Genomic DNA, 14,503 nt, shown 5'->3' on the forward strand with positions numbered 1-14,503 from the left:
CGTCCGGGGCGGCGCGATCAGGCGCACTATTTGGTGCCCGCGCCGAGCGGGGTGATCGCGACGGAATAGATCGCGATCTCCTGCGTCATCGGCGCCATCGGGATCAGCAGGCAGCCGTCCTCGCTCTCGGCGCGATAATGCGCGCCGTTCCGCTGCACGCCGGCATAGACCAGGCTCTCGGCCGCAACGGCAATGACGTCCTGACTTGCGGCGGCCTCGCGGATCTCGCCGGCGGATTGCATGGTGACGCCATGCAGGAGGCCCTCGGCCGCGAATTTCGGCAGCGGAAGCGCCAGCATGGCGATGCCCATGGCGCGCGAGACCGGAATGCGCACGCGCAGCTCTCCGAGCCCGGTCCGGTGCACCGCGACCGATTCCAGCGTCGCCTCGCCATTAGTGCGAAACAATCCGACCTGAACCATGCCGCAGGGGCTCTCTTCAAAGACGTCGGCGGGCAGGCGGTTGGCGCCGAACAGCGTATAGAGATAGGCGTAGGACGGTGACATCAGCGCGAAGCTGCCTGCGAGCCACATCGGCGGCCCGGCCGACGTGCAGGCCGCCGAGAGGCCGCGCGCGGTGATCTGATTGCGGACGAAATCGCGGTCGAGCATCGGCGCCAGCGCCTGGGTGCCGAGATTGACGTCGTGTTGCAAGCCGCCGAGCAGCGCCAGCTCGTCGTCATCGGGCAGCAGCAACAGCCGCGCCAGCGTCGCGGCGCTCCAGCGTGCAGCGACGTCGGGCGCCGCATAAGGGCTCAGAGAAAAGTCCCGTGCGATGTCCCCGGCGCCTGCCGCGAAGGCGAGTGCACCGGCCTGGATTTCGGCGGCCAGCGCGATCTGGTCGGCGGAATGCGGGTTGACCTCGCGCAGGACCTGGCCGCCGTCATAGTCGCGCACCGAACCATCGGCGGAACAGCAGGCCTGCTCCAGCAGCGCGACGTTGCGCACAAGCATGCGCTTGACGTGAGGCGTGATCACGAGATCGGAGATGAAACCTGTCGCGCTGTCCTCCTCGGCGAGATCGTCGAAGGAATCATCGAGGGAGATGAGATAGGCGCCATGGAGGCGGATCTTGATTCCTTCGAGGTCGAAGACCCGCCGGAGAGCTTTCTGCACGCTGCCGGAATAGCCGAGGTCGGCAAGCACGAGGTCGGTACAATCGTCGAAGTCGGGTATCGTGTGGCGCAGATAGGCGAGCAGCCGCGCACGCAGGATTTTGGCGAGCTCGAGAAGCTCGCTGGTCTCCATCAGGGCGGACAGCGCCTCGGCGAGTTGCTGGCCGGTCACGATACCGTCGGGCGATCTCGCGAAGAACGCCGCGACTTTGGGCGGCAGGACCTTGACCATGTCGCGGAAGGTCGGCGCGTCGAACTTTGCTATCTTGGGCAGGAAGTCGACGAGTGGCTGCATCGTGTCGGCCGAGGCCATCAGGCTGACGCGGCGGTTGATCTCGAGATAGGGAGCAGCACCGTGCAGATCCTGCCAGATCCGGTGCGACAGAAAGCCGTCACGGCCGAGAAAGCCGAGAGCCACCCGCCGGCCGGGCCCTGCGATCTGCTCGCAGCGCCCGGCGATGAAGGCGTCGAAGGCGGTCATCACCGGACCGAGCACCGTCGCGCCAAGGTGAAAGGCCGGGGACTTCTCGGCGCTTCGTGCGACCATCATGCGTCGCAACGTGCGCGAACCGTGATCGAGCCGCGAAGGGGCGCCCGGGCACAGCAGCTCGAACAGCGCGGTTTCACGTTGCAGCTTCGAAGCCAATTCCCGCGAGGCCTGGGGATAGTAGCGCGGCCGGATGCCGTGACGTCGCGCGCCCTTGATGTCGGCGTTCTCATTGTCGCCGATATGGAAGGAGGCGTAGGCGTCGACACCCTGCTCGGTCAGGTACTTCGCGAACAGCGCTTCGTTCTTGCCGCTGCCATGGTCGCAGGAGGCGTAGAGAAAGTCCCACGTCAGGCCGGGACTGCAGGTGCGCAGCAGCCGCGCCAGCCGGTCGGAATCCCAATAGGTGTCGGAGATGAATCCGACGCGGTGGCCTGCACGCTTCATTTCCGAATATTGCCGAAGCATGTCCGGATTGACGCGGCAGAGCTCGAGCTCGGCCGCGAATTCCGATTCGACGAGGTGGCTCAGGTCGCGGCGCGTGAGACCGAACAGATTGAACGGAAAGAGCGAATAGATGTCCTCGATGTGAACTTCGACCGCGCCGCGCTTCTCCCTTGCGGCCTTGCGTGCACGCGATTCGGCCTGGATTCGATGCTGAACGAAACTGACGGAAACATTCGGACAAGTTCTTGAAATGCCGGAGAGCTCGTAAGTCCTTTCAAATACGCCATCCGGCGTCGTGCAGGCGCGAAGCAGAAATGTATCGAAAACATCGAACGACCAAGCAGAAACAATTTGGGCGCGGCGCGCTGCGCCGGTCGTTGCGATCGTCATGCTGCAATTCCCCGTCCACCAGGACGATTAACGCGCGCATTTGACGAGTCAGGCGCCACGCGCGCGAAAAAAGTTCACGCGCGATTCAAAATCGCATTCGCCGCGACTGACAGATTCAAAAAAATCGCTAGGTTCGAAAAAGGTGATTCGGAAAAAATTGCCGAGTGCGGAAGTCGTCTCGCGTTCGTTCACACTCGGAAACAATCGCGTCTTCATGCGCTGTGCGCGTGTCGCGTTCGATCGCCTAGTGCCGCGTAATGTCAGCGTTTTCTCTCCACGACATCTGTTCAGGATGGACGATCCGCCATGGCGCGAGACGATGTGATGATTGCAGATGTGACGCGCGAGATGATCGCGCAGTCGGCAATTATTGCCCGACACTCGGCAAAAACGACCGGCTAACATCTTGAAAAATAACAAAAATTCTCCGCCTGGATTGTTTTGGTGGCCCGTTCAACGCCTGGAAGCCGTGTGGCATGTGCGCCTCCGGCATTGCGGGTTGGAGGTTGCGGGATGAGTTACGCTGCTGATGTCTGGGCTCCCGCCGAGGCCGAGATCACGACGACGGCGCCGGTCGATGCGATCGTGCAGGTCGCGCCGTCGGTGCCGCTCGCGCCGGACAGCGCGCCCGTTGCCGACGATGTCGTCTTCGACGAGGACAGCGAACTCCTGGACAGGCTCGCTGCCGACGACGAGGCGGCGTTCCGCATGCTGGTCGAGCGTCACATCGACCGCGCCTATGCGATTGCCCTCCGCATCGTCGGCAATGCGGCGGACGCCGAGGACGTGGTGCAGGACACGATGCTCAAGGTCTGGAGCCATCGCGGCCGATGGCAGCACGGCCGCGCCAAATTCTCGACCTGGCTCTACCGCGTCATCTCCAACCGCTGCATCGACATCAGGCGCAAGCCGCGCAACGAGAATGTCGAGACGGTGCCGGAAGTCGCCGACGGTCAGCCCGGCGCCGTCGAGATCATCGAGCGCAACGAGCTGAACGACATGCTGGAGCTCGCGATGCAGCGATTGCCCGAGCAGCAGCGCATCGCGGTGATTTTCTCATACCACGAGAACATGAGCAACGGCGAGATCGCCCAGGTGATGGACACGACGGTCGCCGCGGTGGAGTCGCTGCTCAAGCGCGGTCGCCGGCAGCTGCGCCAGCTCCTGCGCAAGCACGAGCGCGACATCCGCACAGCGTTTACCGACTGCTAACCATAAAATTCGCCCCGCAAAAATTTTCGCGCCTGATCTCTCTGCGCTCCGCCGTTTGAGCGAACGGACGGGGCTGCGGTCCGCGTCGTCGTAAGTCGATTTCAACGATGCGGCACGCTTGCCCATCAGCACAGGAGCTTCCAATGCCCGCAATCAATACCAATACCGCCGCCAACGCTGCGGTCCGCTACCTCAACATCAATTCGTCGCAGGAAACCAGCTCGCTCTCGAAACTGTCGAGCGGTTCGCGCATCACCTCCGCGTCCGACGACGCTGCCGGCCTTGCGATCTCGACCCGCATCTCCTCGGACGTCACCACGCTGCAGCAGGCTGCGACCAACGCCTCGCAGGCGACCGCGATCCTCCAGACCGCCGACGGCGGCGCCTCCAACATCTCCGACATTCTCGCCCGCATGAAGTCGCTGGCCTCCGAGTCCGCTTCGGGCACCACGACCGACTCCAGCCGCGCCTACATCAACTCGGAATTCACGCAGCTCACGAGCGAAATCGACTCGATCGCCTCCGGCACCCGCTATTCCAGCCAGAGCCTGCTCGACGGCTCCAGCGTGTTCGCCTCCGGCGTCTCGGTGTTGGTCGGCTCGTCCGGCTCGGACACCATCACGATCACGCTGACCAGCCTCAAGGCCTCGTCGCTCGGGGTATCCTCGCTCGACGTCAGCACGCTGTCGGATGCGACCTCGGCGCTGACGGCGCTCGATACCGCGATCGACACGGTCTCGGCCGCCCGCGCCAGCATCGGCGCCCAGGAATCGCGCTTCAACTTCAGTGCCGACTCGATCTCGACCCAGACCCAGAACCTGCAGTCCGCGAATTCGGCGATCAAGGACGTCGATATCGCGGCCGAGCAGTCCAAGCTGTCTTCCGCGGAAGTGAAGACCCAGGCCGCCGTCTCGGCTCTGGCCGCGGCGAACCAGATGCCGCAGTACCTGCTCAAGCTGCTGGGCTGATGATGATCCGGGCGGGCCGGCGTGACGCCGGCCCGCTCCCTGCCAGGGGATAGTCAGGCAAAGTGACCAGCGTCAGTTCAACCGGCAGCAGCACAAGCTCCGGCGTCACCGTCACCACGAGCGGGACGACCAATTCGAGCAGCATCGACTGGTCCGCGCTGATCCAGTCCGCCGTCGACGCGAAAACCGCGCAGGCGGATACGATCTCGACCACGATCACGAGCAACGAGGCCAAGATCTCGGCCTACCAGACGCTGCAGACCGATCTGCAGACGCTGTATTCGGGCCTGTCGTCGCTGTCGACCGCGGTGGTCAACTCGCTCTCCAGCAGCGCGTTCGCGACGCGCGCGGCGAGCATCAGCTCGACCGGGGATGTGAGCGCCTCCTCCGCGCTCTCCATGACGATCAAGAACGGGGCTGCGACCGGCGACCATACGCTGACGATCAGTCAGCTCGCGACCGCACACAAGGTTTCCGGCACCGCGCAATCGAGCCAGACCGACGAGCTCGGCTATTCCGGCACGTTTTCCATCGGCCTTTCGGGCGGTGCTACGTCCGACATCACCGTCACCAGCACGATGTCGCTGCAGGACGTCGTCGACGCCATCAATGCCCAGACCTCGACGACCAATGTCCAGGCTTCCATCGTGCAGGTGTCCAGCACGTCGTACCAGATGGTGCTGACCGGCACCGAGGATGCGGCTGATATCACCTATTCCAGTACGTCCGGCGACGACATCATGAGCGAGCTCGGCGTGACCGACAGCTCGGGCGGCTTCACCAACGTCATCCAGGAGGCGCAGTCGGCCGAGTTCACGCTCGACGGCATCTCGATGACCCGCGATACCAACGACATCTCCGACGTCCTGAGCGGGGTGACCTTCAGCCTGCTCCAGGCGACGCCGGACGGAACCTCGCTGAACATCAGCATCGAGACCGATACCAGCCAGATCGAATCGGCGCTGGAGACGTTCGTCACCAACTACAACGCCTTTCGCGACGAGGTCATTGCCCAGCAGGCGACCGCGACCGACGGCACGGCGGATTCGAGTGCGGTCCTGTTCGGCGACGGAACCATGCGCAACATCATGGATGCGCTGCAGAACGCGCTGAACAGCACCGTGGGCGGCATGACCATGGCCGATCTCGGCCTGTCCTTCAACGAGAACAACGAGCTCGAGCTCGATACCTCGACGCTGTCGGATATCCTGAGCACCAATCTGAGCGGCGTCACCAAGCTGCTGTCGGCGCAGACCACGACCTCATCGAGCCAGCTCAGCGTCGTCAACACCGGGACGTCGCCGCAATCCTTCACCCTGGATCTCACCGTCGATTCCGACGGCAACCTCACCTCGGCCTCGGTCGGCGGCGATTCCTCGCTGTTCACGGTCAGCGGCACCACGATCATCGGCGCGTCCGGCTCGATCTATGCCGGCATGGCCTTCACCTATAGCGGCTCGACCTCGCAGTCGATCACGGTGACCTCGACCACCGGGATCGCATCGCAGATCTATCGGATCGCGAAGAACTATTCGTCCTCGACGGGCGCGCTGCAAACGCAGATCACCAGCCTGACGAACCGCGACGACGAGCTTCAGCAGAAGGTCGACGACATCAACAGCGCGGCCTCGACGCTGCAGTCGCAGCTTCAGACGCAATACGCGAAGTACCAGGCCGCGATCGAGAGTGCGAACAGCACGCTCGACTATCTCAAGGCCCTGCTCAATTCCAGCTCGAGTGATTGATGATGCATAATCCGATGGCGTACATGGCCAACCAGGCCTATCGGGGAACGGCAACGACCGTGCCGCCGCTCAAGGCGGTCTCGATGCTGCTTGGCGGCACGATCACGTTCCTGCAGAAATCGCTGGCCGCCCAGGAGGCACGGCGCTTCGAGGAAGGGCACGACTACCTGATGAAGGCGACCGCGATCCTGCGTGGCCTCAGCCACAACCTCGATTTCACCAGGGGCGGTGACGTGGCGGAGCGGCTGTTCCAGACCTACAACGCGATGATCCTGGCGAGCCTCAAGGCCTATGGCCGTCCGCATGCCCGCCAAAATTTCGGCCGCATCATCGCCGGGCTCACCGAGCTGCGGGAGGCCTGGGAATTCGTCGATGCGACCGTGCGGAGCGGCAAGCCGGCGCCGGCCGATTCGGCCCGCAAGGGCTGAAAACCTGATCTTCCGCGACGCGGGGAGGGCAGGGTGATCCACCGTTTCCACCGCTTTCCGTAGTGCCGCGAGCGCTTTTGGCGCCCGGGGCCGCTGAAATCCGGTTTCCGGCGCGCCTGCAATGCTTTATGACGGGCCTGACCGAGGCGGGATCGGCGGGCGATGGACGTCACCGAGTTTGAGGAACTGATCGACCGGCTGGGCGAGGATCTCTCCCTCTGGCCCGACGACCGGCGCGTGTCCGCCGAAGCGCTGCTGGCGCAATCCTCCGCCGCGCAGGCCCTGCTGGACGAAGCGCGCGCGTTGCGCCAGGCGCTCGCAGCACCTAGCGTCCGGGCGCCAGCGGGCCTCGCTGACCGCATCGTCGCTGCTGCTGCGAAAATGAAGAGCGACACCGCCGAGCCGCGCACGGAAGGCGAGACGGCGGAGAGCTGAGCGGCTTCCCTCGATTAGAATTCCTTCTCCGCCTCTCCCTGCAAGCGGGGCGAGGGAGCGCGGCGTCACCGACGCTGCAAATCACCTTGAACTCATTGCTTTTCTAATCCGCTCACACGGCAGATTTTGCCGTGTCGAAAGCCATTTTCACGCGCGTGAATCCTCGCCTGAATCGGCGCGCCCACGCGTTTCATCAGCAGACAGATTTCAAGCGTCGCGACCGACATCGGGTCGCGGGCCGCAAGAGAGCGGAGTTTCTGATGACCGTTTCCGCCGTGAGTTCCACAACGACCGCAAGCACGACGACATCGTCGTCGAGCACGTCATCGAGTTCGTCGCTGACGTCGAGCGAGTTCCTCAGCATTCTGGTCAGCGAACTCCAGAACCAGAATCCGCTGGACGCGACCTCGACCACCGATCTCACCAATCAGCTGATGTCCTATTCGAACTACAATCAGCAGCAGTCGATCAATAGCAGTCTCAGCTCGCTGTCCAGTTCGTTCTCCAGTCTCGTCACGCTGAACTCGGTCAACTACATCGGCCACAATGTCGAAGCGAAGTCCGACACGGCGACCCTGAGCAACGGCTCGGCGACCTACGGCTACTCGCTGTCCTCGACCGCTTCGAGCGTCTCGATCAGCATCTCCGATTCCTCCGGCAACGTCGTCTACACCGGCACCGGCACGGGCAATTCCGGCTCCAACAGCTTCACCTGGGACGGCAAGGACTCCAGCGGCAATCAGCTCACCGACGGCAGCAAGTACACCATCTCGGTGACCGCGACTGATAGCGCCGGCAACTCGGTCCTCAACTACACGACCGTCACCGGCACGGTGACCGGTATCGACACCTCGACATCCACGCCTTCGCTCACGGTGAACGGCGTCGCCGTCAGCGCTGCGAACATTCTCGGCGTCACGTCCTGATCCTGCGTCCCGATTTCCTCGGAGTTTCATCATGAGTCTCACCGGTGCATTGTCCTCGGCGATCTCGGCGCTCAGTGCCCAGAGCCAGTCCCTGTCGATGATCAGCGACAACATCGCCAATTCGAGCACGACGGGTTACAAGACGACGTCGGCGATGTTCGACGCGCTCGTGACGGCGTCGAGCAACACCACCTCTTACGCATCGGGCGGCGTCACCGTCTCGGGCCGCTCCAACATCACCCAGCAGGGCCTGCTCGCCGCGACCTCCAATGCCACCGACGTCGCAATCCAGGGCTCCGGCTTCTTCGTGGTGACCAGTGCCGCGTCCGGCGGCATCACGTCCTACACCCGCAACGGCGCCTTCACGATCAACAATGCCGGCTATCTCGAGAACAACGGCAGCTACCTCGAGGGTTGGCGCACCGATGCGGACGGCAATGTCGTCGGCAGCGAGTCGGCGAGCAATCTCGAGGCCATCAACACCCAGGTCGCCTCGACCAGCGGCAGCGCCACCACCAAGACCACGATCGCGGCCAACCTGCCATCGGATGCCGCCACCGGCGACACCTATACCAGCTCGATGACGGTGTATGACTCTCTCGGTGCTGCAAATACGATGCAGATCACCTGGACCAAGACCGGCACCAACGCCTGGAGCGCGAGTTTCGCCAATCCGACATCGTCGTCGGACACCACAACCGCGACAGGCACGGCGTCGGGCACGATCGACATCACTTTCAACAGCGACGGCTCGCTTGCCAGCACCAGTCCGGACCCTGCGACCGTCTCGATCACGGGCTGGACCGACGGCGCGGCCGACAGCACGATCACCATGGATCTCGGCACCGCCGGCGGGACGGACGGTTTGACGCAATATGCGTCCGGCGAGACCACGCCCTCGGTCAACGTCACCAGCATCGATTCGGACGGCCTGTCCTACGGCAAGCTGTCGAGCATCTCGATCGGCAAGAACGGCGTGGTCGACGCGACCTATTCGAACGGCGAGACCATCGCGATCTACAAGATCGCCGTGGCGACCTTCGCCGATCCCAACGGACTTGCCGCCGCCAGCGACGGTCTTTACTCGGCGACCGTGACGTCGGGCAACGCCTCGCTACAGGCCTCCGGCGAGAACGGCGCAGGCACCATCTACGGCAGCGAGCTGGAATCCTCGACCACCGATACCTCCAGCCAGTTCTCGAGCATGATCTCGGCGCAGCAGGCCTATTCCGCCGCGTCCCAGGTCATCTCCACCGTCAACAAGATGTACGACACCCTGATCTCGGCGATGAGGTGAGCGATGCCCGGTGAAAAGGCAGGCGCGGCTGGCGAAGCGCTGCTGCGTCGGATGCAGCGGCTCCTGGCGCGGGTTGCGACCGTCAGGAGTAGCGACCGTAAGCAGCTCCTTGCGCTGCTCGACGACGTCGAAACGACACGTCGCGGTCTGCTGCGGGAATGCGCGGAGATCGAGGGCGAGATGAGGCAGGCAACTGTCAGGGCGACCGCAATCGGCGCCTACTTGCGCAACTCGCAAGTCCAGCGCGGCAAACGGCATAATTAGAAGGCGATGACCATGAGTGTAGCTCAAGCCAAGATGACGAATGCTGCGAATGGTGATGTCAGGATCAAGTCGCTGATCACACTGATCGACACGCTGACAGCGCTTGTCGCCGAGGAGAATGCCGAACTCGCCAAAGGCCTGCCGGCCTCGCGCCTGAAGCAGGTCGACGAGAAGAACCGGCTGGCGGAGATGTTCGAGCGGATCGTTGCCGAATGCGCGGCGGGCACGACCAGCCTGCACGTGCGCGACCGGATCCTGCGCGAACAGCTGATGGACAAGATCCTGAAGCTGCGTGCGGCGATGGACGAGAATCTGGTGCGCCTGCGCGCGGCGATCGAGGCCAGCAACCGCCGGATCGAGGCGGTCATGCAGGCGATCCGCGAGCAGATCGCGGCAGTGTCGCCCTATGGCGCGTCCGGCCGCGTCGCCGCGGCCCGCGCCGTTTCCAGCGGCACCAGCCGCAGCGCCTGACGGTTCCGGGGGCCCACCGTGTCACTCGATATCGCACGATCGATTGCTTTCAGCGGGCTGTCGGCGACGTCCGTTCAGATCAGCGTGACGTCGTCGAACATCTCGAACGCCGACACGACGGGCTATACCAAGAAGGCCGCCAACCAGTCGAGCAGCGTCACCAACGGTGTCGGCACCGGCGTCACGGTGACGGGCATTACCTCGACGGTCGACAAGCTGCTGCTGAAGTCGCTGGTCGGCTCGGATTCCGACCTCGGCGCGGCCGACACCACCAATACTTATCTGACGTCGCTTCAGAAGCTCTACGGCTCGATCAGCAGCAGTGACGATTCCTCGTCCGGGACCTCGCTCGCCAACAGCATTGCATCGCTGGAATCGGCGCTGTCGTCGCTGGCGAGCACGCCGAGCAGCGCCTCGCTGCAATCCAACGTCGTCAGCGCGCTCGACGACGTTGCAAGCCAGTTGCGGGAGACCTCGAGCGGGATCCAGAAGCTGCGCTCCGACGCCGACCAGGACATCGCGTCCTCGATCGACAACGTCAATACGGACCTGCAGCAGATCGCGGATTTGAACGCCCAGATCAAGCAGACGGCTGCGACCGGGCAGTCCACCGCGGACCTGGAGGACCAGCGCAACACCGCGCTCCAGGACCTCGCCTCGAAGATGAACATCAGCTATTTCACGGCGTCGAACGGCGATCTCCAGATCTACACCACGTCAGGCCAGGCGCTGGTGGACTCTTCCGCGCACACGATCAGCTACACCGCCGCGGCCAATGTGACGGCGTCGACGACCTATACGGCCGGCTCCTCGTCGAGCGGTTTCAGCGCGATCACGGTGAACGGCGTCGACATCACCTCCCAGATCACCGGCGGCGACATCGGTGCGCTGATCACGCTCCGTGACGACACGCTGCCGGATGCACAATCACAGCTCGACCAGCTTGCTCAGCAACTGGCGTCGGCGATGAACAGCGTCTCGAACAGCGCCTCCTCGGTGCCGGCGCCGACGAGCCTGACCGGCACGACCGCGGTCACCAGCAGCACGGCGCTGTCCGCCACCGGCACGGTGCGCCTTGCCGTCACCGACCAGAGCGGCAATCTGGTCTCCTACAGCGATCTCGACCTGTCATCGTATTCGACGGTTGGCGACCTCGTCAGCGCCATCAACGGTATCTCGGGCCTATCCGCGTCGGTCGATGCGGACGGCCATCTCTCGATCACCGCGACCGGCTCCGGCAACGGCGTCGCCATCAACGAGATGACGAGCGCGGTCGGGAGCTCGGGCGAGGGATTTTCCGAGTATTTTGGCCTCAATGACCTCGTGACGGGAACGGGCGCTTCGGACATCGCAGTCAACAGCAAGATCCTGTCCGGAACCAACGAGCTGCAGCTCGCGACGCTGGATTCGTCGTCGACCCTGACGGTCGGCAGCACGGTGCTGTCGTCGGGCTCCGCCAGCGTGATCAATGCCTTCTACGATGCCCTGACGGACTCGCGGACCTTTGCGTCGACCGGCGGCCTTGCCGCCACCACGGGATCGCTGGCCGACTACGCCTCGGCCATCGTGTCCGACGTCTCGAGCAAGACCTCGCAGGCGTCGACGGACTACACCGCCAAGGAGACCGCGCAGTCGACCTATGCGAATTCGCTGTCGTCGCAGTCCGGCGTCAACCTCGACGAAGAATCGGCCAATCTGAGCACGCTCCAGAACAAATATTCGGCCGCGTCGGCGCTGATCCAGGCCATCAACTCCATGTACTCGGCGCTGCTCACCGCCGTGCAGTCGACGTAAGAGGGCACGCCTATGGTCGCGATGAGGGTGGCCACCTTCGCCCAGTCGAACAGGATGATCGCCGACGCGATGCGGGTGGAGTCGGTGATGGCCAACAAGCAGATCCAGGAATCCTCGGGCGTCGTCTCGACCGATTTCGGCGGCTACGGCTCGGACGCGCAGCACGTCGTCAATCTCCAGGTCTCCGTGACGCGCGCGCAGTCCTATATCGATGCCGCGACGCTCGCCGACAGCAAGGTCCAGGTGATGTATTCGGCAGTCGGCTCGGTCACCGACATCCTCACCCAGCTCCGCTCCCAGCTCAGCGCCGCCTCGACGGGGAGCTCGACCGAAGTGAATTCGGTGATCAGCTCCGCCCAGCAGATGCTGGAGCAGATGGGCTCGCTGATGAATACGCAATATGACGGCCAGTATGTCTTCGCCGGCGGCAAGACGGCGACGGCGCCGGTCGATCTCACCAGCTTCTCGTCCGGTACCGGCTCGACGACCACGGCCGACACCAGCTACTACAATGGCGACAGTGAGATCGCATCGGTGCGGGTCGCGGCCGACGAGACCGTGTCCTACGGTGTCACCGCCGACAATTCGGCATTCGAGGAGGTGATGCGTGTGCTGAAGTTCGTGGCCAACAGCACCACGCTGTCGTCCTCGGACATCACCAGCGCGCTCGATCTCGCCAGCACGGCCCTCGATGACACCGCGGCGGTGCAGGCAAAGCTCTCCAGCGCGGCGTCCTCGATCGAGACCGCGAGCACCCGCCAGACTGACTACAAGAGCTATGCCGAGACGCTGTCGAACGACCTCACCAGCGTCGACGTTGCGGCGATCACGGCGCAGCTTTCGACCTACCAGACGCAGCTCACCGCGTCCTATTCGGCGCTTGGCAAGATCCTGAGTCTGAACCTCGCAAGCTACCTGAAATAGGTCGGGCTCATTCGGCGGCGATGCGCTCCATCGCCATGGTGCGAAGCCGGGCGCGCTGGATCTTGACGCCATTGGCGCTGTCGGTGACGGGGAAGGCGTCGACGAGATAGATCCGCGCCGGCACCTTGTAGCCAGCCAGCCTGTCCCGCAGTCGCGCGGTCAGCGCCTCCTGCTGCGGCGGCTGCTTCGTCGGGATCACGAAGGCGACGCAGCGCGCCTGGCCCTTCAGATCGACCGCGACGACCTGGGCATCGGCAACTCCCGGGCAGGACTTGAGCTCGTCCTCGATCTCGCCGGGTGCCACGAGAAAACCGCCGAGTCGCATGGCGTCACCCGCGCGGGTCTCGTAGACGAAGGCACCGTCGCCGCGCAGCCGGCCGATGTCGCCGGTGCGGAAGAAGCCGTCGGCGGTGATCGCGTCATGGGTCGCATCGGGGTTGTTGAAGTAGCCGAGGAAGCGCGACGGCGCGCTGATCTCGATCTCGCCGGAGACGCCGTGGGCCGCGAGCTCGCCTGTCTCGGTGTCCCGGATGCGCACCTTCGCCTCCGCCGACATCGGCCAGCCGCCGCCCTCGATGCGATCGGCAAAGGCGTCGCTGGCACGGCCAATCGAGAACAGCGCCTGCACCTCGCTCGAGCCGTAGAGGCCGAACAGCGGCAGGCCGCGGGCCTCGGCCTCTGCAGCCAGCTCGCGCCAGCCGGGCTGGAACGCGGCAAAACCGCAGAGTTCGAGATACGGAAACGGCCGCGGTGCATCGGTAAGGGCGAGGATGCGGCGAAACATCTCGTCCGAACCGAACGAATGGGTGATCTTCTGCGTTTCGAGGATCTTCAGCGCCGGCGCGGCCTCGAAGGCGTCGACCATATGGATGGTCGCGCCCGCCGCGATGAAGCCGAGCAGGCTTGTCATGCCGAACGTGCCGCAGAACGGCAGTATCGCCAGCAGCGAATGACGCCGCGGATCGAGCTTGAGCGCCCTGGCGACAGAGACGGCGTGGCTCGCCAGCGTCCGCTGCGAATGCGCGACGAGTTTTGGTCCCTTGGTCGTGCCCGACGTCGTATAGAGCAGCACGGGCAGGTCGATATCGTCCTGGGTCGGCGGGGCAGGTGGATAGGGCTTGTCGAACGCGTCGAACCGCACACAGGGCCAGTGTGCCGGGATCGCATCCGCGCCGACAACTGCAAGCTTTTGCAGCGCTGGCACCTCGGCCTTGGCAACGTCGGCGAGAATGGCGGCAAAGTCGATCGAGCGGAATGTTGCCTCGACCACCATCAGCCTGGCGCCGGACACCTTCAGCAGATGCGCGACTTCCGCGCTGCGGTAGCGTGTGTTGACGGCGGCGACGACGGCGCCAAGGCGGGCGGCGGCGAACAGCAGCGCGATCCATTCGACCCGGTTGATCAGCCAGACCGCGACGACGTCGCCCTTGCCGATGCCCTGGGCCGCAAGCCAGGCCGCGGTCTGCACGATCTTCCCCTGGAATTCCGCGTGCGAGACCGGCGTGCCGTCGAAAACGAAGGCGGGATCGGCGGCTGCCTCGGCCTGGACCAGCGATTGCAGCGAAAAGTCGTCGGCGCTCATGGCAACCGGAGTAACCCGA

Annotated in this window: 13 protein-coding genes; 11 read left to right on the forward strand and 2 right to left on the reverse strand. The window is 64.2% G+C overall.

All coding sequences use genetic code 11. From position 1 onward, the window contains the following. Window positions 1–26: 26 nt before the first annotated feature. Entirely contained in the window at window positions 27–2,438 is a 2,412-nt protein-coding gene (locus JQ635_RS23585; protein WP_211412174.1) for a hypothetical protein, read from the reverse strand. 513 nt (window positions 2,439–2,951) lie between these two features. Here JQ635_RS23585 and JQ635_RS23590 point away from each other — a divergent pair. The 11 genes from JQ635_RS23590 (at window position 2,952) to JQ635_RS23640 (ending at window position 12,902) form a co-directional block, all read left to right on the forward strand. Continuing rightward, window positions 2,952–3,650, forward strand: coding sequence for an RNA polymerase sigma factor (locus JQ635_RS23590; protein ID WP_211412175.1), 699 nt, complete (start codon window positions 2,952–2,954; stop codon window positions 3,648–3,650). 143 nt (window positions 3,651–3,793) lie between these two features. Then, window positions 3,794–4,618, forward strand: coding sequence for a flagellin (locus JQ635_RS23595; protein ID WP_211412176.1), 825 nt, complete (start codon window positions 3,794–3,796; stop codon window positions 4,616–4,618). A 62-nt stretch (window positions 4,619–4,680) separates the two neighbouring features. Continuing rightward, window positions 4,681–6,363: a flagellar filament capping protein FliD gene (fliD, locus tag JQ635_RS23600; RefSeq protein ID WP_211412177.1), complete on the forward strand. Its 1,683-nt coding sequence runs from the start codon at window positions 4,681–4,683 to the stop codon at window positions 6,361–6,363. Further along, complete coding sequence (gene fliS / locus JQ635_RS23605; RefSeq protein ID WP_211412178.1) at window positions 6,363–6,791, forward strand: flagellar export chaperone FliS; 429 nt, start codon at window positions 6,363–6,365, stop codon at window positions 6,789–6,791. Before fliD ends, fliS begins: the two co-directional genes overlap by 1 nt. A 162-nt stretch (window positions 6,792–6,953) precedes the next feature. Then, complete coding sequence (locus JQ635_RS23610) at window positions 6,954–7,226, forward strand: hypothetical protein (RefSeq protein ID WP_211412179.1); 273 nt, start codon at window positions 6,954–6,956, stop codon at window positions 7,224–7,226. 260 nt (window positions 7,227–7,486) lie between these two features. Next, entirely contained in the window at window positions 7,487–8,152 is a 666-nt protein-coding gene (locus JQ635_RS23615) for a flagellar hook assembly protein FlgD (protein WP_211412180.1), read from the forward strand. A 31-nt stretch (window positions 8,153–8,183) separates the two neighbouring features. Beyond that, window positions 8,184–9,449: a flagellar hook protein FlgE gene (gene flgE / locus JQ635_RS23620; protein ID WP_211412181.1), complete on the forward strand. Its 1,266-nt coding sequence runs from the start codon at window positions 8,184–8,186 to the stop codon at window positions 9,447–9,449. Between the two features lie 3 nt (window positions 9,450–9,452). Next, on the forward strand, window positions 9,453–9,713 hold the full coding sequence (locus JQ635_RS23625) for a hypothetical protein (protein ID WP_211412182.1): 261 nt from the start codon (window positions 9,453–9,455) through the stop codon (window positions 9,711–9,713). 12 nt (window positions 9,714–9,725) lie between these two features. Next, entirely contained in the window at window positions 9,726–10,184 is a 459-nt protein-coding gene (locus JQ635_RS23630; protein WP_433996573.1) for a flagellar protein FlgN, read from the forward strand. 18 nt (window positions 10,185–10,202) lie between these two features. Next, window positions 10,203–11,978, forward strand: coding sequence for a flagellar hook-associated protein FlgK (gene flgK, locus JQ635_RS23635; RefSeq protein WP_211412184.1), 1,776 nt, complete (start codon window positions 10,203–10,205; stop codon window positions 11,976–11,978). Between the two features lie 12 nt (window positions 11,979–11,990). After that, complete coding sequence (locus JQ635_RS23640) at window positions 11,991–12,902, forward strand: flagellin (protein WP_211412185.1); 912 nt, start codon at window positions 11,991–11,993, stop codon at window positions 12,900–12,902. A gap of 7 nt (window positions 12,903–12,909) precedes the next feature. On the opposite strand, the gene JQ635_RS23645 is transcribed toward JQ635_RS23640, so the two are convergent. Next, on the reverse strand, window positions 12,910–14,484 hold the full coding sequence (locus JQ635_RS23645; RefSeq protein WP_211412186.1) for an AMP-binding protein: 1,575 nt from the start codon (window positions 14,482–14,484) through the stop codon (window positions 12,910–12,912). Between the last annotated feature and the right edge of the window lie 19 nt (window positions 14,485–14,503).

Origin of the sequence: Bradyrhizobium iriomotense (assembly GCF_018130765.1) — a bacterium.
Classification (GTDB): domain Bacteria; phylum Pseudomonadota; class Alphaproteobacteria; order Rhizobiales; family Xanthobacteraceae; genus Bradyrhizobium; species Bradyrhizobium iriomotense_A.